The organism is Chryseobacterium cheonjiense (assembly GCF_012927265.1).
GTDB classification, from domain to species: Bacteria; Bacteroidota; Bacteroidia; order Flavobacteriales; family Weeksellaceae; genus Chryseobacterium; species Chryseobacterium cheonjiense.
This window is the reverse complement of the sequence record NZ_JABBGF010000001.1, coordinates 1752723-1773811: the sequence shown is the minus strand read 5'-3', so window position 1 is coordinate 1773811 and position 21089 is coordinate 1752723. Positions and strand designations below refer to the sequence as shown.

The following is a 21089-nucleotide window of genomic DNA, read 5'->3' as shown; positions in this document are numbered from 1 at the left end:
TCTCGGTAATAATACGGATTTGGTATTGACAGGTTACAAGACGCGTATTAATAAGTCACTATCTTTGCATGAAATTATCAATATGTCTATTACCAACGAATCAGAATTAATCGGAATGCGAAAAGTAAGCGAAGCGGTTGCCTATACTTTAAAGGAAATGAAACGTTTTGCAAAGCCGGGAATAACTACTAAGGAACTCGATGATTTTGGGGCTGAAATTCTCAACGGTTTCGGAGCCAGGTCTGCTCCAGCCCTTACTTATGGATTTCCGGGATGTGCCTGTATCAGTGTGGATAATGAATTTTGCCATGGGATTCCATCAGATCAGCGGGTATTGAAAGAAGGAGATCTTATTAATATAGATGTTTCTGCGGAACTTAACGGATTTTGGGCGGACAACGGCAATTCATTTGTTATTGGAAAAGATCTTAAAAACCATAACAAACTGGTGAATGCTTCTAAAGATATCCTGCATAAAGCAATAAGCAATATTAAAGGCGGCATTAAAATTTCGGATATTGGTTCGCTGATGGAAACGGAAGCTAAGAAACGCGGATTTAAAGTGATTAAAAATCTTGGCGGACATGGTATCGGCAGAAGGCTCCACGAAGAACCGGGCGAACTGTTGAATTACAGAAACCGTTTTGATAACAGACGGTTCAGAAAAAATTCTGTCGTAGCCATCGAAACATTTATTTCCACCTCTTCACAAATTGCAGTTGAACTGAAAGACGGCTGGACAATGGCCGGAAATAAAGGCGGTTATATGGCACAGCATGAGCATACTATTGTCATTACGGACGGTCGGCCGATCATCCTTACGGAGATGAATGAAATTTTTAATTGATATAAAAAACAGGACGTTTCGGAAAAAGCGTCCTGTTTTATTTAAATGTAAAATTTATGAGTTATTCGTTTTTGTACTCGCTCATCCTGCTGAACTGATGATAAGAATCTTTGATGTGTTTCAGGTGTTCCGATACAATATCTAGGCTTCTCTGGCTCAGTTTTCCACTGTCTATAGCATTCTGATAGGCTTCAGCGGCTGCTTTTTCCCCGAATATAACATTTCCTATGGTAGATTCTTCCCTGTTTCCTATAGTAAAAGAGTTTTTGATATCTATCCATGTTCTGTGTAGTGCTCCTGCAACCGATGGCGTGTCATCTGCCTCTTCCCCATCTTCCTGAATAAGATCAATGAGCTCATTTTTCATTATTCTGGCAAGGGAATTCAACTTGGCGTATTCTGGTTTTACATCAGGATAATTTTCCCAGACTTTCCCTTCTATTTTGGCAAAACCTTCGATTCTGTCATTGGTGATATGGAGCAGGTCATTCAATACCGATGCTTCTTCTTTGTTTTTCATAATATTGTAATTTGGTGTCCTCAAACATGTACAAGAACTGTACCTAGTGTCATCATCATGATGCCATATTTTTGTATTATAAAGAAATGATTTAACAATTATAAAACTTACTACAATTTTATTGTGTGTATTTTTGTATAAATTTCACAAACATCAATATGAGTTCATCAGAAAATCCAAATATTAAAGCCGTATTTCTTGATATTGACGGCACCCTCATCAGCTTTAAGACCAATACAATCCCCGAATCTACCCGCAAAGCCATACAAAGCCTTCGTGCAAAAGGAATAAAAGTAATTGTTGCTACCGGACGTTCCATTAATTCATTAGACCACATCGGGCATATTACTTTTGACGGGTTTATTACATTCAACGGTAGCTATTGCATAACAGCTGAAGGACAGGTTATGGATAAAAATTTTATTGACCCTTCCGATATAAAGAGTCTTGTACGGTACGCAGAGAACTTTCCGTTAAGTTATTCATTAATGTATGAAAACAAAGTTGAGATTAATGATGCTGCCCCTGAAGTTGTGGGAATGTATGCGCATATCAATCTTCCCGTTCCGCCTGTTCATGATAAAGAAAATATTGATACGGATCATGTGCTTCAGGCAAATATTTTTCTGAAGCAGGACGATGAAGAAACTTTTATGAAAAATGTTATGCCAAATTCCTCAGCTTCCAGATGGAGTCCGTTATTCGCAGATGTAAATCATGGAGGAATCACAAAAAGTACTGGAATTAAGCATTTTTGCGAGTACTTCGGTATTGATATTTCGGAGACAATGGCTTTCGGAGACGGCGGAAATGATATCGCGATGCTGAAATTTACCAAAATTGGTGTTGCTATGGGCAATGCGAATGAGGATGTTAAAAAAATAGCAGATTATATTACTGAAGATGTTGACAATCATGGAATTGAATCTGCTCTTATTTATTTTGGAGTTCTTTAATCTTAATGTAATTTCCGGTATTTCATACTTATTTATATGCGCTGTGGTACCTTTTTAACAGATTAATTATAAAAAGGCACAATATGTGTATATAGTTAATCGAATCACTTAAAATATTTAGTTATGAGAAGTATATTATGGTTAGTCGCAGTTATCTGTATAGTAGTGTGGCTTTTAGGAATGTTGGGTATCGTACCGGGAATGGATACAGGATATTTAGTTCACGTATTGCTGGTTATTGCAATTGTAGTTATTCTTTATAATCTTATATCAGGTAGAAGACCCCTCGATTAGATCTACGTAAAAAACTGAAGATAGAAAGCTGGAAATGGGAAGATATACATTCTTAATTTCCAGCTTTTTTTGCTTAATTAATAGTCTACTCACTCAATTAAGGTTTCCCATAATTTTTTCCTGTAGTGCTTGGAATTCACCGAAGAATTCGCACATGCATTCCATGAGTACTAACGCTTGTGCAATGAATTGTAACTAAATTATATTTACGTAAGAAGAATTAACTAAATAAAAACGGTCTCAAAAATCAAATTATTTGACTTTCAAGACCGTTAATGTTATCAACCAGGAACCTGGGCTTTTTCGTAAATCAATCCTTCCGATTTCAGCTCTTTCCAGAAATCTGCAGGAATATTCTTCTGAAGAGCATTTATATTGTCTTCTACCTGTTCGGGTTTACTTGCTCCCGGAATAATCGCAGCAAATTCCTCCGCAGCCAATACAAACTGAAGTGCAGCATCTACAATATCAATATCGTATCTTTTGGCGATCGTTGAAATCTGGTCGCGCTTTTCAGTCATTCCTTTTGGGATAACATCTTTATAGTTATATCTCGGTCTTCCGGTAATAAACCCTGAATTGTACCCCGCTCCCGACACAAGTTTTACGCCTGCTTTTTTTACGGCTGGTAACAGCCTGTCTACTGCATCCTCATGCTCCAGAATAGAATACTGAGTGGCAGAAAGACAAATATTGGGATCTGCAGAATCGAGACAGTCCAGAATGGGTTCTATTTTGTTAACGCCCATTCCCCATGCTTTAATGATCCCCTGATCTCTCAGTTCTGATAATACTTTGAAAGCTCCTTTCCTTGCTTGTTTCAGGAAATATGGATACCGATCGCCCACCTGGTCTTCCGAAAGATCATGAACATATACAATATCGATATGATCCAGCCGCAATCTCTCCAGGCTATCTTCGATAGATCTTTTGATGGCATCAGCGGTATAGTTATGCTCAAAATCAAAGTTCAGAGGATCCTGCCACATCGTCGGTGGAACTTCATCTTCCGGAACTTCTACAAACAATCTTCCCACTTTTGTAGAAAGAACAAATTCTTCCCTGTTCTGGCCATGAAGAAAATTTCCGAATCGTCTTTCACTTTTTGTAAGTCCGTACCATGGCGAAGTATCGTAATATCGTATTCCAAGATCCCATGCTTTCTGCAAAACTTCATACGACTCCCCGTCCGTAAGCGGCTCAAAAGCGGTACCTATGGCAACTCCCCCTAATCCTAATCTGTGTTTTTCCGTTAAAATGTCTGCTTTCATATAATACTGTTTAATATTTGGTGAATTATAAGATACAAACATCGTGCAGTTGCCCGTGACCAGGAAGAGTATTATTCAATTTAAATTCATATAACTTATAGCGGTTGGTACCACATGCGGTTTTTGGCTTTATTATTGGATTCATCAATTACCATTTCAATATAATATTTATGAAAAAACATATCGTTATTGTAGGAGGAGGTTTTGCAGGAATTAACCTTATCAAGTCTTTGGTGAATGACAGCCGTTTCAGAATTACCTTGGTTGATAAAAACAATTATCATTTTTTTCCGCCGCTGATTTACCAGGTGGCAACTTCATTTATTGAAGCATCCAATATCAGTTATCCGTTCAGGAAGTTAATTTCAAACTATAAAAGCGTTAATTTTCACATGGGAAGTCTGGTAAAAGTAGATCCGGAGCATAATATTCTGGAAACCGATAACGGTACTTTAAAATACGATTATCTTGTCTTGGCGCTGGGAACAGAATCTAATTTCTTCGGAATGGAAAATGTTAAGAGATGTGCTTTGCCTATGAAAACAATTGATGAAGCACTTTATTTGAGAAATCACATGCTTCTTACACTGGAGGAAGCGGCAAGAAATAAAAATGTAAAAGAAGCTCAAAAGCTTCAGAATATTGTAATTGCGGGAGGCGGTCCTACAGGAGTTGAACTTGCAGGGATGATTGCAGAAATGGGAAGTTATATCGCAGAAAAAGAATATCCTGAAATAAAACTCGGTCTTTCCAATATTTACCTTATCGATGCCCTTCCTACCCTTCTTTCTCCTATGAGTAAAATGGCACAGGAAGCGGCTCACGAGAGACTCAAGAAGCTTGGTGTTAAAATTATCCTGAATACGGCGGTTAAAGATTATAAAGACTGCAAAGTTCTCCTTTCCGACGGAAAAGAAATTGAAACTGAAACTCTGATCTGGACTTCAGGTGTCATTGGCCGGGAAGTTCCGGGACTTCCGGAGGAAGCTATTGGAAAAGGTAGAAGGCTTTTGGTAGATGCTTACAATAAAGTAAACGGAACAGCCAATGTTTTTGCATTGGGTGATATCGCGTTGCAGCTTACTGAAGAAAAATATCCTAAAGGACATCCTCAGCTGGCACAGGTTGCAATTCAGCATGCTAAAAATTTAGGCAAAAATCTCAAAAGAATTGAAGATGAGAAAAAACTTATCCCTTTTGAATACAACGACAAGGGAAGCATGGCTATTATTTCAAAATTTGATGCGGTAGTTGACCTGCCGAAATTTTCATTTAAAGGATTTACGGCATGGCTTACATGGTTATTTATTCATATTATTCCATTGGTAAGCTTTAGCAGCAAAGTGCGTCTGGCATTCAACTGGCTGCGCCTTTTCATCACCAATAATCCGTCGATCAGATTAATTCTAAGACCGAAAAGAGATACTACGGAGCATTCATGATTTTAATATTCATGATATATTTCATAAATTTACAGAACTGTAAACATTCTTTTACGGTATAAAATCTCAAAAGTGAATATCCATCATAAGAAAAAGTTTCTGAGCTTTCTCAAGTTCAAAAGAGACTTTCAAAAGTACGGGCTCGAAAAAGCACGCAGCTACGAACTCATCCTACATTGGCTCAACAACAGATTAAGCAGGAACCAGTTTCTTGTGCTGTCCGGGATATTGGTGGGCTGTACGGCAGGTTTAGCAGGTGTTTTGCTGAAGTCGCTGGTTCATGCCATTCACCATTTCATTACGACAAAGGTTCATTTTGAGTATCAGATTCTTTTTTATATTATTTTTCCCTTTCTGGGAATTGTTTTAACGGCAAGTATTGTTCTTACCATTTTCAAAGGTCAGGACAGGAAAGGAATTGGCGCTATTTTATACGAAATTGCACAGAATTCCAGTATTGTATCTTCGGTAAAAATGTATTCGCAGATTGTACAAAGTGCGGTAACGGTAGGTCTTGGAGGTTCGGCTGGGCTTGAAAGCCCGATCGCTGTAACGGGTGCTGCCATCGGATCTAATTTTGCCCAAACATACCGACTGAGTTATAAAGAACGAACTTTGCTGCTCGCCGCAGGTGCAACAGCCGGGATTGCTTCAGCTTTCAATGCTCCGATTGCAGGGATTATGTTTGCCTTTGAAATTCTTCTTACGGGAGTTGTCTTTACCGACTTTATTCCGCTCGTTGTGGCTGCTGTATGCGGCAGTTTGCTGTCAAGAATCCTTTTGCAGGAAGACGTACTGTTCAGATTTTATACGAGGGAAGCCTTTAACTATAAAAATGTTCCGTATTATCTTATTTTAGGAATTGTAACTGGCCTATATGCCAGATATTTTGTGGTAATTTCCCAGAAAGTCGAGCATTTCATTAAAAAATTAAATATGTCGAGATTGCGTAAAGCAATGTTCGGCGGCGCGGTTTTATCATTATTGTGTGTGCTTTTTCCACCCCTGTTCGGGGAAGGATATGAAACGGTAAAGGCTTTTACCAACGGCGATATGCACAGAATTATAGAAAACAGCCTTTTCAGGTATTTTGAGATCGGCAATTTTACGATTATTGTCTTTTTAATCCTCGTATTATTGTTAAAAGCATTTGCAACTTCATTCACCATTTTTAGTGGCGGAAACGGAGGTAATTTTGCACCTTCGCTTTTTGCGGGAGGTACCGTAGGGTATTTATTTGCCTTAATCTGCCAACAGATCGGATTTCCGGATGTACCTGTTACCAATCTCGTTTTGGTCGGAATGGCCGGGGCCATGAGCGGTGTAATGTATGCACCGCTGACTGCTATTTTCCTGATTGCGGAATCCAGCTTCGGATATGATCTTTTTATCCCTTTAATGATTGCTTCCATTATTTCTTACCTCATTGCTAAATGGTTCTCGCCTATCTCACCTGAATTAAAATCTCTGGCAGACCAGGGGAAAATTTTCACCAATAAACATGATAAGAATATCTTATTTTCTTTAAAAACGGAAGATTTTATCGACCGGTATTCTCAGGTTATTAACGAAACTGCTCCGGTTGAAGAATTATTTGAACTGGTAAAAAATGGTAATAAGAATATTTTTGCTGTTGTTAATGAAAACAAAACCTTACGGGGAATTCTTACGCTTGATGATATCCGTCCTTATCTGTTTACCAATGATGAAGTTTCTACATCGGTAAGCCAGATCATGAAAGCGCCCCCTGCGATTATTCACCCTGAAAATCAGCCTTTAGAAATTCTTCAGATCTTTGATGATACTGGTGTCTGGAATCTACCCGTTGTCGATGCTCAGAATAAGTTTATCGGTTTTATTTCAAAATCAACCATATTGATGAGCTACAGGCAATTGCTGAAAGAATATTCGGAATAATAATATTAATAGATTAAGCCTTGCATTAATAAAAAGCCGTTCAGATGATTCTGAACGGCTTTTATAATACTATTGACTTGCCTTGTTGAGCAAATCAAGATCTTCTTTTTCCAGTTGAAGTTTTGGAGCTGCAAATAAAGTTTCCAATTGAGATTCGCTTGTTGCGCTTACAATAGGAGCTGTGATCAAAGGCTGAGAAAGTAACCACGCTAATGCTACAGTTGCAGGTTTCGCATTATGTCTCGAACTGATTTCATCCAAAGCTTTCAAAACTTCCATTCCTTTCGGGTTCAGATATTTTCTGGCGCCCTCTCCTCGCTGGCTTTTCGTTAAATCATCTTCATTTCGGTATTTTCCGGTTAAAAATCCTGAAGCCAGCGACCAGTAAGGAAAAACGCTCAATCCGAATTCTTCGGCTAACGGAGCATAATTTTTTTCAAAACCTTCTCTTTCCATTAAGTTGTAATGGGGCTGCAGGGCAACGTATTTTGGCAGATTATTCTTTTCTGCTGCTTCAAATGATTCTCGGAGCCTTTCAGAAGAAACATTGGAAGCAGCAATATAACGTACCTTCCCGGCTTTTATAATTTCATCATAAGCCTGAAGTGTTTCTTCTACCAGTGTTTTCTTGTCATCGAAATGAGTATAATACAGATCAATATGGTCAGTCTGTAATCGCTGTAAAGATTCATCTACGGATTTGAGGATATGTTTTTTGCTGATATCAAAGCCATGTTCCTTGGTTTCGGAACCTACTTTTGTAGCAATCACCAGGTCATTTCTTTTTCCGCGGTTTTTCATCCATTTTCCGATAATTTCTTCCGACTGCCCTCCTTTCCCATTTACCCACCAGGAATAGGTGTCTGCAGTATCTATAAAATTAAAGCCTTCATCAGTAAACCTGTCCAGAATATCAAAAGACTGCTTCTCATCCAGTGTCCATCCGAAAACATTTCCTCCGAAGTTAATGGGAGCTATCTGTAAATCTGTATTTTTAATTGTCCGTTTTTCCATATTAGTTAATGATTGGTTTACTGCTTTTAACAGAGAATTTCATACCAAAGAACTTTTAATTTAGAGCTTTGTTTAATTTGAAATTTATTTTTTCCATTAGGCATTAAGATACTTCAGCTTAAAAAATATAAATTAATATATTGATTCTTTAATCAGTTCAACTTACTGACATTCTCATTATTAATTTTAAGAAAAAACAACGTTTATTTAATTTAGAAAATTAAGAAAGCTATAAAATTTATTGAATAAAATTAAATAGCTCTTAAATATTTTGATCAATAAAAAAGACCAGCTTTTTGCTGATCTTCTTATTATTGTTTTTTTGCTTTTTAAATCTCTCCCATTACATACATGTTTTCCATCGTTGGCACCGGGCTTCCTCCCTGCTTTTCAAGTGTGATGGCAAAAGCCTGAGCTTTCGGTATGTTGGCGAGTGCAATTTTGCTGTCCTTTTCTTCCGTGTACATTCCGGCATTTACCGGTTTCCCGTCTTCAATTGCCCAAAGCTGGTACTGCATTCCTTCAGGAGCTTTCGGCAGTTTGTCTGCATTTACATACACTGCTTTCGTTTTGGTATCCCAGAAAACCATTGCTTTTGATTCCGTATGCTTCTCTACCCCTTTCAGCATCACCATTTTCATGTCGGGATTTGAAATCATATCCATTTTCTGATTCATCTTTTGCATGGCCAGATCCTGATTTTTCTTTTCAGTGCTCATTCTGGCAATTTCCTGTTTCGCTTTTGCCTGATCATTCATCCAGAAAATATTTCCGGCGATACTTATCAGGAATAATACGGATGCGGCAACGGCATATGTTTTCCAGTTTGTATTCCCCTGAATCCTGATTTCTTCCTGAGGTTTGGCGGCAGGGATAACTGTGGAAACGACCGGTGATATTTCTTCGGCACTCTGTTCCTGCTGAATTTTATTCCAGATCTTGGCCCGCAAATCATCGGGAGGCGTTATTGCCTGTGCTGTGGCCAGGTCTTCCAATGTTTTCTGCGCCTCTTCAAAAGCTGCTTTTACTTCAGCATTATTCTTCATCACACACTCCAAAATACCTGCCTCCTCGGGAGAAGCAAGACCTAGAATATAAGATTCTATAATTCCGGATGATATGTATCCTTTAGTGTTCAATTTATTGATAATCTTTTAATAAATCCTTTAATTTCATCAGTGCGTTACGCATCTTTGTTTTTACCGTTCCCAGGGGTATCTTCAGCTTTTCGGAAATTTCATTCTGGGTATATCCCTGGTAATATGCAAGATCGATAAGTTCCTTCTTGTCGGTCTCCAAACTTTCCAGCACATTACTGAACCCGATAAAATCTGATGAGTTGTTTGTAGTGGAAAGTTCTGCAGAGTTATATACGAAATCCGGCAACGGTTGGTTTTTGAGTTCGTTCTGAAAGCTTTTTGATTTTAAATAATCAATGGCTGTGTTTCTGGCAATATTGATCATCCAGGTATAAAACCTTCCTTTTGATGAATCGTACTGGTGGATAGAATTCCAGATTTTTACAAAAACATCCTGAATGATTTCTTCGGTGTACTCTTTAGACTGAACGATTCGGAGGATCACACCATAAAGTGCGCCGGAATAATGGTCATACAGATAATGAAAACCATTTTCGTTTTTCTCTTTTAGCAAAACGATCAGCTGCTCTTCCGAATACTGTGTTTTAATAGCGAATATTTTTGTTTTCAAATGTAATAAAATAAAACAGATAATAAGCAATACTCACACCATCTTTTAAATGCTTATTAAAATTAATCACCCGTTTAATAATCTTCAAATATAATAGTTAAAAACCTTGAATTAAATAATTTTATGTTGATATGTATGAATTATTACAAAAATAATTACTTGGTTTTTAACGAGTTATAATTTATTTTAAATTTTTTAAAACTAAAATAGAACCGCCCTCGTAAATGGATGTATACACAAAAATATATTCAAATACATATTAACTTAAAAATCAAAAAATGAACACAAAATCAAAAATCGCAGTATTGGGTATGATGGCTTTATCATTTGCATTCAGTGGTAACGCAGCCGCCCAGAGCATGAAAGAAAAAACGGTAATGGTTGGCGGAGCACCGATGTACCCGTCGAAAAATATCATTGAGAATGCCGTAAATTCTAAAGACCATAAGACATTGGTTGCAGCTGTAAAAGCAGCCGGGCTTGTTGAAACATTACAGGAAAAAGGTCCTTTCACGGTATTGGCTCCTACTGATGCAGCCTTCGCAAAGTTACCGAAAGGAACAGTAGAAAACCTTGTGAAGCCTGAGAATAAAGCGATGCTTACAAAAATCCTTACCTATCATGTTTTACCAGGCAGATACAGTGCTAAAGAAATCTGGGCTGCGGTAAAAGCCGGCAACGGTAAAAGCATGATGAAAACAGTAGAAGGCGAAGAGCTTACGTTCTGGACCAAAGGTAAAAATCTGTACGTGAGAGATTCTAAAGGAAATGATGCAAACGTTACAATAGCTGATGTTAATCAGTCAAACGGAGTGATTCATGTAATAGATACGGTTTTAATGCCGTAGTGGTGTTAGTTGTTAAACAGCATACTTGTTATGCTGTTTTTTTATTCTCTATCGAAAAGTATAACACTTAAACCAATAATATTATGAAAAAAACAATTAATGTTTCTAACCAGGGTGCTACTCTGGATACAGGCAGAAGAAATTTTTTGAAGCTGAGCGGCGTGGGTCTGGCTATAGCAGGACTTGCACTGGTTGGTTGTGACGATAACGATGCATACGATTTTATGCAAACCGATGTTTTCGACCTTGGTAAAGGCGATGTAGGCGTTCTCAATTATGCATACGCCCTGGAACAACTGGAAGCCGATTTTTACACTAAGGTGGTCAATAATTTTTATTCCGGGATTTCAGCTGCAGAAAAAGAACTTTTTACCGATCTCTATCATCATGAAGTGATACACCGGGATTTCTTTAAAGCAGCCATCAGCGGGGCTACTTCCAATGTTTTACCAACACTGGAATTCCAATATCCGAATGTAAATTTTAACGACCGAAACTCTGTATTGGCTACCGCAAAAGCATTGGAAGATACGGGGGTTGCCGCTTACAACGGAGCAGGGAAATTCATTACCAATCCGGATTATCTTGTAATTGCCGGAAAAATTGTATCTGTGGAAGCAAGGCATGCATCAGCTATCAGGAATCTTATCAATCCCGGAACGGCAGCATTTTCCGGTGATGATATTATCGACAACAACGGGCTTGATCTGGCTAAAGAACCTAAAGATATCGTTATGGCAGCGGGAGGATTCATAAAAACACCTTTCACATGGAAAGAACAGGGAATCGGATAATTACTCACTTCAAAAAAATTACATTATGAACATTCTTAAATTACTGGATAAGCTTTCTGACGATAAATTTTTTACCAAAGAGGCTTCAAGATTAGAAACGTTAACAAGCATTTCCGCTTTTGGGAAGAAAGCAGCGGTAGCTTCTATTCCGCTCGGGCTGGGTGCAATAATGACCACTCCTGCAAAAGCGGCAGATCTAACCGGAGGAAATACGTATAAAAATACTTTAACCGATGCTCTGCAGCTCGCTTTGGTTCTTGAATATCTGGAAAACGAATATTATGCAATGGGACTTTCCACCGCAGGGCTGATTCCGAATTCGGACAGGACAGTTTTCATGCAGATTGCCAAGCATGAATCTGCACACGTAACGTTCCTTAAAAATACCCTCACTTCGCTAAATGTTATACCGGGTGCAAAACCTACTTTTGATTTTACCGCTGGAGGTGCTTTTGCTCCTTTTACCGATTACAGCCAGTTCTTGATATTGGCACAGGCTTTTGAAGACACGGGAGTGCGTGCATATAAAGGACAGGCGGGAAATGTAATGAGCAATAAGACAGTTTTGCAGGCAGCTTTACAAATACATTCCGTGGAAGCAAGGCATGCCTCACAGGTAAGAAGAATGCGGGCTAACAAAGGATGGATAGAACTTGCCGATGGCGGAAGTATGCCTGCAGCAACAAATCCGGTGTATGCAGGAGAGCAGAACACTGTACAGGCAGGATTTAATACGGCTGCAGCCTTCGGAGCAGCAGCGGGTTCTGCAGCTTATGATGAAATATTAACGGGTAGTGATGCCCAAACCATTGCATCATTATTTATTGTTTAAAATAATTTCTTACTATTGGGTGTAGTCCCTTCCCTTTCCGGGAGGGGATTTTTATTTAATATCTTTATGTATACTTCCAAAAAAAAACTCCTCTTTGCAGAGAAGTTTGTTTGCCTTTTAAAACTTGAAATATAGAGTATATCTATGCTTCAAAAATAGGAAGCTTTGCATAGCTTATTTTATGACCGGAATCATAAACGTATTTTGTTAACCTAATTTTTATTAGATATGTTCCTGATATTATATGATTTATTTTGTAACTTTAATATATGAAAACAACAGCATCTCTTCAGGTTCCGAAAAAGAATTTAATAATTGGAGAAGGAATAAAAAATACAGCGAAAATTTTTGCTGTAGGGGTTTTAGCTCTGCTTGCAACTGGCTTTTGTACCACATCACAGAGGTTGAATGCAGGGTAAAATAAAGTTTTTAGCGGGGTTTAGATTTTATAAAATAAGTTGAATTAAGTTTTGACTTATACAAATTTTTACTATATTTGTGAATCGAAATAATTTTTTTTCATCATTTGTGTTTTTTTAGGCTCCGTTAGGGGCCTTTTTTTTATGTAATACGCTTTCTGTTGCTGGCCGGGATCCATTTTTCCTTTTTACACTTCTGGCATTTGCCTGCGACTCCCGGATTTTTTTCCTCCGTATGTCCGCAAAATATGCATGAGTAATATCCGCCATCATTTATAAACGTTAAAGGATTGCATAAAGAATCGGGCATAATTGGAAGACCGTATTTCACTTTTTCATCCTCAAAATAAAAAACGCTTATTTCACCGGAAACCTCTTCAATAGCCTGGTCAATCTGTCCCAGATGAGAAATGCCTTTCAGCCTTAATTCAGCAAAAAACTCATCACTTCCAAGGTTTTCTTTTTTAAAGTTCTCAATGGAAAATTCTCCGTTTTCAATGAGGCATATTGATTTACCTTCCAAAAGGGTCTCAAATTTCTTGCTCTTTCCTATAAGATAAGTAACCAGAGTGTACATTAAAATAATCAGTACAAAAACAAGAATTGAAGAAACAATACCTACTTCTCTGTAAAACATCGGATCGCCTGCCGCAGACCCCAGACCAATAATAACAACCAGCTCAAAAAGAGAAAGCTGTTTTACCCCTCTTTTCCCCAAAACCCGCAGGCCGATAATAATCGTCACAAACATAATAATGGTCCTGAGCGCAATCTCCAAGAGAAACGACCATTCTTCCTGTCCCAGAAGAAGTTCTTTCAAGTCAAATTGTAAAAGAAATACAGATAGCATATTAAATATTTGCTCTTAAAATTCAAATAATGAGCCAAGAGTATATGCTGAATTTAAAGGTTTTAAAAATCATCCAGAACTTTTATAATATGATGATAAATAAGATCCAGCTCATCTCCTGTAATGCAGTAAGGCGGAACCAGATACATGATATTTCCCAACGGACGAAGAAGCACTCCCCTTTTCAAAAATTCTTTATACAACAGTTTACCAATATCATTAAAATAGGAGGTTTGCTGACCACTTATAATTTCCCATGCCAGGATTGTACCGGTCTGCCTTATATTTTCAACTTTTGGGTGCTGTCTTAATATTTCTGAAAATTCGGAATGTTTTGTTACAATATGCTCAATATGCTGCCGGGTTTCTTCTTTCAGTAAAAGCTCCATACTTGCCAGAGCTGCTGTGCAGGCCAGCGGATTTGCCGTGAAAGAGTGTCCGTGAAACAATGTTTTGTATTGGTCATCAGATAAAAAAGCATTAAAAATTTCCTGAGAACAGCTGGTAATACCCATCGGCATTGTGCCTCCGGTAAGTCCCTTAGAAAAACACATCATATCCGGCTGTTCAGAAAGATGATTGGCAGCAAATAGTTTTCCTGTTCTTCCAAAACCGGTAAACACCTCATCCTGGATCATCAGAATTTTTTGTTCTCTGCAGAATTTCATTAATTCCGAAAGATCTTCTGCCTTATGCATCAGCATTCCTGCAGCGCCCTGGATAAGAGGTTCGTAAATGAAACACGCGATTTCCCCGGAAATATTTTTAATGAATTTTTTTAAGCTGTCAAGGTTTTCTGTAGTCGGAGCATCAATAAAAACAACTTCAAAAAGCATTTCGCTGAAGGGCTGTGTCCATACACTTCTTCCGCTTACGGACATGGCTCCGAAAGTGTCTCCATGGTAAGCATTCTTTAAAGCGAGGATTTTCGTTTTTTTATGGTTCTCATTGTAGGCATACTGAATGGCCATTTTTAAAGCTACTTCTACAGCAGTGGATCCGTTATCAGAATAAAAAACCTTCTTCTGGTTTTCCGGCAGAATGTTCAGCAGGTTTTCCGAAAGCTGTATGGCAGGTTCGTGGGTAAACCCTGCAAAAATAACCTGCTCCAAAGTATGGAGCTGCTCGGAAACTCTTTCTGCAATATAAGGATGGGCATGACCATGAAGAGTAACCCACCATGAAGAAACTGCATCAATATACTGTTTGCCTTGATCATCAAAAAGATAGATACCTTTTCCTCTCACAATCGGAATAATATCATCGGCCGTCTTCATCTGGGTATAAGGATGCCAGTTGACGGCTTTATCGCGTTCAGATAAATTCATAAATCCAATTTAAAAAATTAACAAATGACCATTCACCATTTATTTTAACACATTGTTTTCTCTTTCACCATAGGCTTTAATCCTAATGTTTTCAGAAGCTGCATATCTTCAGAGACTCCCGGATTCGGGGTGACAAGAAGGGTCTCTCTTTCTCCGGTAAAAATGGAATTTGCTCCTGCCATAAAACACCAGCCCTGTTCAAAATCAGTCATTTCAATTCTTCCTGCACTGAGGCGAACCATTGATGAAGGCATAATAATTCTCGCTGTAGCAATCATCCTTACCATTTCCCATGTATCCGTTTTCTCATTATTTTCGAGTGGTGTACCCTTCACTCTTGCCAATGCATTGATGGGAACTGATTCCGGATGCTTAGGCATTGTTGCTAAGGTTAAAAGCATGGAGATCCTGTCGCCGTGTGTTTCTCCCAATCCGATAATTCCCCCTGAACATACCGTAATTCCGGCTTTTCTTACATTATTGATCGTATTGATTCTGTTGTCGAATGTTCTGGTTGAAATAATTTCTTCGTAATATTGTTCTGAAGTGTCAAGATTGTGGTTATAGGCATACAAACCTGCTTCCTGCAGACGAATTGCCTGTTCTTCGGTAAGCATTCCCAGTGTGCAGCATACTTCCATTCCCAGTTCGTTAACGCCTTTTACCATATCAATGACACGGTCAAAGTCCCGGTTATTGCGAACTTCTCTCCACGCCGCGGCCATACAGAATCTCGAAGAGCCTCCTTCTTTTGCTTTTTTGGCGTGTTCAATAACCTTTTCCGTAGGCAGCAATGCCTGAACTTTGATATCGGTGTGATATCTGGCTGCCTGACCACAGTAAGAACAGTCTTCCGGACACCCTCCTGTTTTTATGGAAAGTAAAGTAGACATCTGAACTTCTTCGGGATTATGCCATTCGCGGTGTACGGTAGCAGCTTTGTAGATAAGCTCAAGAAGTGGAAGATTGTAGATCTGTTCGATCTCTTCCCGGGTCCAGTCATTTCGTAACGTTGTGTTTTCTTTCATATCTTTTCTAATTGTTTTGCAGCAGTTTCTATATTTTCAGTTGTTATTTCATCTAAATGAGGAATTCTAATGACAGCAGTTTCAGGTTGGGTGTTTTTAAGGATGATTCTTTCAGTATCCGCTGGAAAATCTCCGTTCAGCATGATGTATTTTAATTTGATTTTTCTTTGCTCTAAGGCCATAAGCGATAATAGTGTATGATTGATGCATCCTAAATAATTTTTGACCACCAATGCAACGGGAATATTAAGTTTTTGAATAAGGTCTATCATTACATCTTCATCATTTAATGGAACCATGAGGCCTCCTGCTCCTTCTACAATTACATTATTGTGTGTTTCAGGAAGCTTAAAATTGTTCAAATCAATAGTAATCCCCTCTTCTCTTGCCGATTGATGAGGTGACGCCGCCAACTTCAGACGGTATGTTTCGGGATGGCAAATTGTATTTTCACCGGTCCAGCTCTTTATTTTCATGCTGTCGGAAAAATCAAGATCTCCGGATTGTATGGGTTTCCAGTATTCTGCATTAAAAAATTTCGTTAAAATTGCAGAACAAACGGTTTTTCCTATCTCGGTCCCGATTCCGGTAACGAATAATTTCTGTACTGAAAGTTCTTCTTGTTGCATTTTATTTCAGATAAATTCATTAATAATTTTTGTAAGCATGACGATTTCTTCTTCTGTATTAAAGCTGTGCAGGCAGATTCTCAGTCGCTCGGTACCTTCTTTTACGGTCGGGCTGAAAATGGGATAGATCAAAAAACCGTTATCAGATAATGTTTCTGCCAGCATCTTCAATTGATGATTGTCAGGAATTATGATGGCCTGTATCGGACTGTTTTCGTCGGAAGGACTCTTTATATTACCTCTTCGGAAAATGTTGATATTTTTTTGTAGCTGAACAGGTGCTGTATTGTTTTCATTTAAAAATTCATATCCTTTTCTAATGCTCATCCATAAGAAATCATGGGCGGCAGTGGTATAGATGAAAGATGAGGCAAAATTGATGAGGTAAGATTTTATCATATCATTCGTCAACACGGCGGCTCCGTGTGTTCCTAATGCCTTTCCGTAAGTCACGACTGTTGCAAGAACGTTCTTTTGAAGATGAAATCTGTCGACAAGACCATATCCGAAAACCCCGAAAGCATGAGCTTCATCCACAATAAGAGCGGCGTTATATTTTACGGCAAGATCTGCAATCTCCGAGATAGGAGAAAAATCTCCGTCCATGGAATACAGGCTTTCAATCGCAATATAAACAGTACCCTGTTGTCTTTTCAGAATATCTTCAAGATGTCCGCAGTCATTATGCCTGAATTTTATTTTTTTAGCATTTGACATTTTACAGGCATCATGTACCGAACGGTGAATTTTTTCATCCACAATAACCGTGTCATGACGGTTCGGAAGTGCAGCAAATAAAGCAAGATTAGCATTATATCCGGAAGGAAACAAAAGTGCAGATTCATATTGGTGCTCTTTGGTAATAAATTCTTCCGTTTCTGTAACCACAGAAGTATTTCCGCTAATGAGCCTTGAACCGGTGCTTCCTTCGAGTAATTCAGGGTTTTCCTGAACCGTTTTTAAAAGCAGTTTCAGGAAAGTTTTATTTTTTGCAAATCCAAGATAGTTGTTGGAATAAAAATCCACGCCTTCCTTTCTGCTTCGTAACGTTCTTAAGATTCCCGCCTGTTTTCTTTTTTCTAAAGCTTCCTCCAACGGTAAAAAATGATTACACATGTTCTGTCTTCAAAACTTCCTGTGAAATGCTGTCAATCCATTGCTGGTGCAGATCGTTTTCTATCTTTAGAATATGTTCTGCATGAATTTTCCATTGCTCGCAAAAATTATCCAGCTGACTGATCATTTCTTCCAGATGGCCTTCTTCTTCAAGAATAATGGATTTAACCATGATCTTTGAGCTATATTTCGTAAGAATTTCCTGATAAACCGGATATAATTCATCTGCACGAACTTCAATTGCATACGTCACAAAAAGATATGCGGCATACTTCAACTGTTCCTTAGTCAACGAAAATTCATTCTGTAAATATTTACAAGTTTTTATGTCAAGATTTTTAAGGTATTGCCTGGTAGCAGTAGATGCAAGCAAATGTTCTCTTTGGTAATTTTCACAAGTATTTGAGTTAATCTTAAGAATTTGTTTTTTAAGATAATAGGCGTGGCGATGTTCTTCTGCTGCATGCTTCAGCTGAATAAGATTTACATCGGAAGGATGCTCACATGCCGAAATTTTTCGGGCGCCAGCATTTTCCATATAAGATAATGTATTGAGCCATTTGGCGTGAACTTCATCATCAGTGACAATTTTTTCCAGAAGATTATAAAGTGTCATTTTTTATAGTTTTGCTTTAAAAGTAGTATATTGCCGGATGGTTGTATAGTGCCAGTTTTAAGATAATGAATAGTCCGGTTTTAATTCCTTACCAAAGTATTATAACAATAGACCGATCTTCCAATGTTTCTGTCTATATGCAAATCTCCAATCAGTTGATCAATGCCATTCAGCGCGGTTTTCTTCCGTTTGGTACAAAGCTTCCGGGAACAAGGACGCTGAGCATACTTTTGGAAGTTCACCGCAATACAATTGTTTCTGTATATGAAGAGCTTCTGGCTCAGGGGTGGATAGAAATTTTTCCAAATAAAGGAACTTTTGTAATAGGAAATGAACAAAAAAATGCATCAATAATACAGACTTCCGGGCAAAATAATCTGGAAAACTATCCTAAACAAGCTGGATTTTCTTTCAAAACTTCCAATATTCTCGATAATCCTTTTGAACATTCTGCCTGCGAGTATATTTTTAATGATGGAATCCCGGATATACGGCTTACGCAGGTAGATCAGTATTCCGGTATTTACAGTTCAATATTAAAGAGAAAAGCTCACAAAATCGGACAGTACAATTATGACGGCAGTGAATTTTTTAAGGAGCATCTATCAGAATATTTAAACTTGTCCAGAGGATTGCCTATTTCAAAAAATAATCTTCTCATTACAAGAAGCACGGAAATGAGCATCTATATTGTTTCGGAAATTTTGTTGTCTCCGGGCGATATCGTACTGGTAGGAGAGCTAAGTTATTTTTCCGTTAATATGATCTTTCAGCGTACCGGAGTTAATATCCGTACTGTTTCGATTGATGAAGAAGGCATCAGCGTGGAAGAAGTACGGAAAATCTGTAAAAAGCAAAAAATCAGAATGCTGTATCTCACTCCTCACCACCACTATCCTACTACGGTAACGCTGAGTGCAAAAAGAAGACTGGAACTTTTAAACCTTTCACAGGAGTACGGTTTTATTATTCTTGAAGACGATTACGACTATGATTTCCATTATGATAAAAGCCCTATTCTGCCTTTAGCAAGCGCTGATACAAAAGGCATGGTGATTTACATTGGATCTTTTGGGAAATTATTGGCTCCGGGATTTCGTACGGGATTTATTGTAGCTCCTGAAAATCTTATGGCTGAAATGAGAAAATATCTTGGTATTATCGACAGGCAGGGTGATATTTTGATGGAACATGTTCTTGGCGAAATGATTGCGGAAGGAGAAATCAGCCGTTACCTGAAAAAATCCCTGAAAATCTATAAAGAACGGAGAGATCATTTTGCTTCTTTACTCGAACAGCACCTGAATGAATACATCGATTTTAAAATACCTTCCGGCGGACTCGCTTTCTGGGCAGAATGGAAAACTCCGGTAAATCTTATGAAGCTTTCAAAAAAATGTTCACAGAATAACCTGTTTATACCTAAAACCTTACTCTATCAAGACAGAAATCGTACGGCGATGCGTCTGGGTTTCGGAAATTTTACATGTAATGAAATGGAAAAATCGGTTGAAATTCTTTCAGAGAATGTAAAAAGCATCCTTAATGGAGATAATAAGTAAAACATTCTGTTTTTGGTTGAATTTTTGAATATAGAATTTTAAATCTTTACCCATTGAAATTAATTACATTTACAAACAAAGGTATCTATTGCCCCCAGGGAAAATTTTACATTGATCCTTGGCGGCCGGTCGATATGGCTGTCATTACCCACGGACACGCCGATCATGCCCGTTGGGGAATGAAAAAATATCTTTGCCATCATTTTACAAAACCAATTTTATATAAAAGAATCAGTGAAGATATTGAATGCCAGAGCGTAGGATATGGTGAAGTCATAAACATCAACGGCGTAAAAGTATCGCTGCATCCTGCCGGTCATATTATCGGTTCGGCACAAATAAGGCTGGAATATAAAGGATATGTAAGCGTGGTTTCCGGAGATTATAAAGTACAGGATGACGGATTAAGTACTCCTTTTGAACTCGTACGTTGCAATGAATTTGTCACGGAAAGCACTTTTGGACTCCCCATTTACAACTGGCTGGAAGTGGATGACCTCAATAAAAAACTTCAGAGTTGGGTTCTCAGAAACAAAGAAAATCAGAAAACTTCAGTATTTATCGGGTATTCTTTAGGGAAAGCACAAAGAATTATGAAAGCGGTGGAAGGACTTGGGAAAATTCATGTTCACTATTCTATAGGAAAACTAAATGAAGCTTTTGAAACAGTAGGAATTGATCTTCCGGATTATGAAATTCCGGATTTCAGGGAAAGTGTAAAACATCTTCAAGATGAAATCGTCATTGTTCCGCCTGCTCTATTAGACTCCAATGTTATCAAGAAAATTCCGAATGCGGCAACAGCAATATGCTCCGGTTGGATGCAGGTGCGCGGAGCCAGGAGATGGCGGAGTGCGGATGCAGGCTTTGCAATGAGTGATCACGCCGACTGGAAAGGACTTTTGCAGGCTATAAAAGCAACAGAAGCTGAACTTGTACACGTTACACACGGGCAAACCGAAGTTTTTTCGAAATATCTTAATGAAATCGGAATTACATCGGATGTCGTAGAAACATTATACGGAGATGATGATGAGGAAGAAAAAGAAAAAGAAGTCATAGAAAATTAACCTTCAAGGTTTCTGAAACCTTGAAG

Annotated in this window: 22 protein-coding genes; 11 read left to right on the top strand and 11 right to left on the bottom strand. The window is 38.2% G+C overall.

The genetic code is table 11. The features are described from left to right. Nucleotides 1–82: 82 nt before the first annotated feature. Nucleotides 83–847, top strand: a complete 765-nt coding sequence (gene map / locus HHL20_RS07970) for a type I methionyl aminopeptidase (protein ID WP_169230616.1) — start codon at nucleotides 83–85, stop codon at nucleotides 845–847. A 61-nt stretch (nucleotides 848–908) separates the two neighbouring features. Here the strand turns inward: map and HHL20_RS07965 are convergent, their stop codons facing one another. Continuing rightward, nucleotides 909–1367: a PA2169 family four-helix-bundle protein gene (locus tag HHL20_RS07965; protein ID WP_169230615.1), complete on the bottom strand. Its 459-nt coding sequence runs from the start codon at nucleotides 1365–1367 to the stop codon at nucleotides 909–911. A 158-nt stretch (nucleotides 1368–1525) separates the two neighbouring features. Between HHL20_RS07965 and HHL20_RS07960 the strand changes: the two genes are divergently transcribed. Further along, nucleotides 1526–2323, top strand: coding sequence for a Cof-type HAD-IIB family hydrolase (locus tag HHL20_RS07960; protein ID WP_194306232.1), 798 nt, complete (start codon nucleotides 1526–1528; stop codon nucleotides 2321–2323). A gap of 123 nt (nucleotides 2324–2446) precedes the next feature. Further along, on the top strand, nucleotides 2447–2617 hold the full coding sequence (locus tag HHL20_RS07955) for a lmo0937 family membrane protein (RefSeq protein ID WP_169230614.1): 171 nt from the start codon (nucleotides 2447–2449) through the stop codon (nucleotides 2615–2617). A 281-nt stretch (nucleotides 2618–2898) separates the two neighbouring features. Here HHL20_RS07955 and HHL20_RS07950 read toward each other — a convergent pair whose 3' ends face one another. After that, nucleotides 2899–3888, bottom strand: a complete 990-nt coding sequence (locus HHL20_RS07950; protein ID WP_169230613.1) for an aldo/keto reductase — start codon at nucleotides 3886–3888, stop codon at nucleotides 2899–2901. Nucleotides 3889–4058: 170 nt separating this feature from the next. Between HHL20_RS07950 and HHL20_RS07945 the strand changes: the two genes are divergently transcribed. Both HHL20_RS07945 and HHL20_RS07940 read left to right on the top strand, forming a co-directional pair. Further along, nucleotides 4059–5330, top strand: coding sequence for an NAD(P)/FAD-dependent oxidoreductase (locus HHL20_RS07945; RefSeq protein ID WP_169230612.1), 1272 nt, complete (start codon nucleotides 4059–4061; stop codon nucleotides 5328–5330). Nucleotides 5331–5402: 72 nt separating this feature from the next. Then, entirely contained in the window at nucleotides 5403–7247 is a 1845-nt protein-coding gene (locus tag HHL20_RS07940) for a chloride channel protein (RefSeq protein WP_169230611.1), read from the top strand. A gap of 69 nt (nucleotides 7248–7316) precedes the next feature. Here HHL20_RS07940 and HHL20_RS07935 read toward each other — a convergent pair whose 3' ends face one another. The 3 genes from HHL20_RS07935 to HHL20_RS07925 all read right to left on the bottom strand — a co-directional run bounded on the left by HHL20_RS07935 (nucleotide 7317) and on the right by HHL20_RS07925 (nucleotide 9971). Further along, nucleotides 7317–8261 carry an aldo/keto reductase gene (locus HHL20_RS07935; RefSeq protein ID WP_169230610.1) on the bottom strand — a complete coding sequence of 315 codons (945 nt, stop codon included), beginning with the start codon at nucleotides 8259–8261 and terminating at the stop codon, nucleotides 7317–7319. A gap of 329 nt (nucleotides 8262–8590) precedes the next feature. After that, the gene (locus tag HHL20_RS07930) at nucleotides 8591–9400 is read right to left on the bottom strand and encodes an anti-sigma factor (protein WP_169230609.1); all 810 of its coding nucleotides are present in this window, start codon (nucleotides 9398–9400) and stop codon (nucleotides 8591–8593) included. A 1-nt stretch (nucleotide 9401) separates the two neighbouring features. After that, the gene (locus HHL20_RS07925) at nucleotides 9402–9971 is read right to left on the bottom strand and encodes an RNA polymerase sigma factor (protein ID WP_228463127.1); all 570 of its coding nucleotides are present in this window, start codon (nucleotides 9969–9971) and stop codon (nucleotides 9402–9404) included. Between the two features lie 278 nt (nucleotides 9972–10249). On the opposite strand from HHL20_RS07925, the gene HHL20_RS07920 reads away from it, so the two are divergent. The 4 genes from HHL20_RS07920 to HHL20_RS07905 all read left to right on the top strand — a co-directional run bounded on the left by HHL20_RS07920 (nucleotide 10250) and on the right by HHL20_RS07905 (nucleotide 12864). Then, nucleotides 10250–10819: a fasciclin domain-containing protein gene (locus HHL20_RS07920; RefSeq protein ID WP_169230608.1), complete on the top strand. Its 570-nt coding sequence runs from the start codon at nucleotides 10250–10252 to the stop codon at nucleotides 10817–10819. A gap of 83 nt (nucleotides 10820–10902) precedes the next feature. Beyond that, nucleotides 10903–11613, top strand: a complete 711-nt coding sequence (locus HHL20_RS07915; RefSeq protein WP_169230607.1) for a ferritin-like domain-containing protein — start codon at nucleotides 10903–10905, stop codon at nucleotides 11611–11613. Nucleotides 11614–11638: 25 nt separating this feature from the next. Beyond that, the gene (locus HHL20_RS07910; RefSeq protein WP_169230606.1) at nucleotides 11639–12445 is read left to right on the top strand and encodes a ferritin-like domain-containing protein; all 807 of its coding nucleotides are present in this window, start codon (nucleotides 11639–11641) and stop codon (nucleotides 12443–12445) included. A gap of 269 nt (nucleotides 12446–12714) precedes the next feature. After that, a complete protein-coding gene (locus HHL20_RS07905) occupies nucleotides 12715–12864 on the top strand; it encodes a hypothetical protein (RefSeq protein WP_169230605.1) in 150 nt (49 codons plus the stop codon). A 142-nt stretch (nucleotides 12865–13006) separates the two neighbouring features. On the opposite strand, the gene HHL20_RS07900 is transcribed toward HHL20_RS07905, so the two are convergent. The 6 genes from HHL20_RS07900 to HHL20_RS07875 all read right to left on the bottom strand — a co-directional run bounded on the left by HHL20_RS07900 (nucleotide 13007) and on the right by HHL20_RS07875 (nucleotide 18431). Next, nucleotides 13007–13714: a DUF421 domain-containing protein gene (locus HHL20_RS07900; protein ID WP_169230604.1), complete on the bottom strand. Its 708-nt coding sequence runs from the start codon at nucleotides 13712–13714 to the stop codon at nucleotides 13007–13009. Nucleotides 13715–13776: 62 nt separating this feature from the next. Next, complete coding sequence (gene bioA / locus HHL20_RS07895; RefSeq protein ID WP_169230603.1) at nucleotides 13777–15042, bottom strand: adenosylmethionine--8-amino-7-oxononanoate transaminase; 1266 nt, start codon at nucleotides 15040–15042, stop codon at nucleotides 13777–13779. 44 nt (nucleotides 15043–15086) lie between these two features. Then, nucleotides 15087–16070 (bottom strand): biotin synthase BioB, encoded by a 984-nt coding sequence (gene bioB, locus HHL20_RS07890; RefSeq protein ID WP_169230602.1) that lies wholly within the window; start codon nucleotides 16068–16070, stop codon nucleotides 15087–15089. Further along, the gene (gene bioD / locus HHL20_RS07885; protein WP_169230601.1) at nucleotides 16067–16699 is read right to left on the bottom strand and encodes a dethiobiotin synthase; all 633 of its coding nucleotides are present in this window, start codon (nucleotides 16697–16699) and stop codon (nucleotides 16067–16069) included. The genes bioB and bioD overlap by 4 nt, the downstream gene beginning before the upstream one ends. A gap of 6 nt (nucleotides 16700–16705) precedes the next feature. After that, the gene (locus tag HHL20_RS07880; RefSeq protein WP_169230600.1) at nucleotides 16706–17815 is read right to left on the bottom strand and encodes an aminotransferase class I/II-fold pyridoxal phosphate-dependent enzyme; all 1110 of its coding nucleotides are present in this window, start codon (nucleotides 17813–17815) and stop codon (nucleotides 16706–16708) included. Continuing rightward, on the bottom strand, nucleotides 17808–18431 hold the full coding sequence (locus HHL20_RS07875) for a hypothetical protein (protein ID WP_169230599.1): 624 nt from the start codon (nucleotides 18429–18431) through the stop codon (nucleotides 17808–17810). The genes HHL20_RS07880 and HHL20_RS07875 overlap by 8 nt, the downstream gene beginning before the upstream one ends. 65 nt (nucleotides 18432–18496) lie before the next feature. Here HHL20_RS07875 and HHL20_RS07870 point away from each other — a divergent pair, with 65 nt between their 5' ends. Both HHL20_RS07870 and HHL20_RS07865 read left to right on the top strand, forming a co-directional pair. Beyond that, nucleotides 18497–19993 (top strand): aminotransferase-like domain-containing protein, encoded by a 1497-nt coding sequence (locus HHL20_RS07870; protein ID WP_169230598.1) that lies wholly within the window; start codon nucleotides 18497–18499, stop codon nucleotides 19991–19993. A gap of 53 nt (nucleotides 19994–20046) precedes the next feature. Next, nucleotides 20047–21063 (top strand): ligase-associated DNA damage response exonuclease, encoded by a 1017-nt coding sequence (locus tag HHL20_RS07865; RefSeq protein WP_169230597.1) that lies wholly within the window; start codon nucleotides 20047–20049, stop codon nucleotides 21061–21063. Nucleotides 21064–21089: the final 26 nt, after the last annotated feature.

What these genes read in the sequence shown, in the direction of transcription:
- HHL20_RS07920 (WP_169230608.1), top strand. Translation starts at nt 10,250, where the DNA reads ATGAACACAAAATCAAAAATCGCAGTATTGGGTATGATGGCTTTATCA.
- HHL20_RS07870 (WP_169230598.1), top strand. Translation starts at nt 18,497, where the DNA reads ATGAATAGTCCGGTTTTAATTCCTTACCAAAGTATTATAACAATAGAC.
- bioD (WP_169230601.1), bottom strand. Translation starts at nt 16,699, where the DNA reads ATGCAACAAGAAGAACTTTCAGTACAGAAATTATTCGTTACCGGAATC.
- bioB (WP_169230602.1), bottom strand. Translation starts at nt 16,070, where the DNA reads ATGAAAGAAAACACAACGTTACGAAATGACTGGACCCGGGAAGAGATC.
- HHL20_RS07955 (WP_169230614.1), top strand. Translation starts at nt 2,447, where the DNA reads ATGAGAAGTATATTATGGTTAGTCGCAGTTATCTGTATAGTAGTGTGG.
- HHL20_RS07935 (WP_169230610.1), bottom strand. Translation starts at nt 8,261, where the DNA reads ATGGAAAAACGGACAATTAAAAATACAGATTTACAGATAGCTCCCATT.
- HHL20_RS07905 (WP_169230605.1), top strand. Translation starts at nt 12,715, where the DNA reads ATGAAAACAACAGCATCTCTTCAGGTTCCGAAAAAGAATTTAATAATT.
- HHL20_RS07965 (WP_169230615.1), bottom strand. Translation starts at nt 1,367, where the DNA reads ATGAAAAACAAAGAAGAAGCATCGGTATTGAATGACCTGCTCCATATC.
- HHL20_RS07960 (WP_194306232.1), top strand. Translation starts at nt 1,526, where the DNA reads ATGAGTTCATCAGAAAATCCAAATATTAAAGCCGTATTTCTTGATATT.
- HHL20_RS07880 (WP_169230600.1), bottom strand. Translation starts at nt 17,815, where the DNA reads ATGTGTAATCATTTTTTACCGTTGGAGGAAGCTTTAGAAAAAAGAAAA.
- map (WP_169230616.1), top strand. Translation starts at nt 83, where the DNA reads ATGTCTATTACCAACGAATCAGAATTAATCGGAATGCGAAAAGTAAGC.
- HHL20_RS07875 (WP_169230599.1), bottom strand. Translation starts at nt 18,431, where the DNA reads ATGACACTTTATAATCTTCTGGAAAAAATTGTCACTGATGATGAAGTT.
- HHL20_RS07945 (WP_169230612.1), top strand. Translation starts at nt 4,059, where the DNA reads ATGAAAAAACATATCGTTATTGTAGGAGGAGGTTTTGCAGGAATTAAC.
- HHL20_RS07910 (WP_169230606.1), top strand. Translation starts at nt 11,639, where the DNA reads ATGAACATTCTTAAATTACTGGATAAGCTTTCTGACGATAAATTTTTT.
- HHL20_RS07915 (WP_169230607.1), top strand. Translation starts at nt 10,903, where the DNA reads ATGAAAAAAACAATTAATGTTTCTAACCAGGGTGCTACTCTGGATACA.
- bioA (WP_169230603.1), bottom strand. Translation starts at nt 15,042, where the DNA reads ATGAATTTATCTGAACGCGATAAAGCCGTCAACTGGCATCCTTATACC.
- HHL20_RS07950 (WP_169230613.1), bottom strand. Translation starts at nt 3,888, where the DNA reads ATGAAAGCAGACATTTTAACGGAAAAACACAGATTAGGATTAGGGGGA.
- HHL20_RS07900 (WP_169230604.1), bottom strand. Translation starts at nt 13,714, where the DNA reads ATGCTATCTGTATTTCTTTTACAATTTGACTTGAAAGAACTTCTTCTG.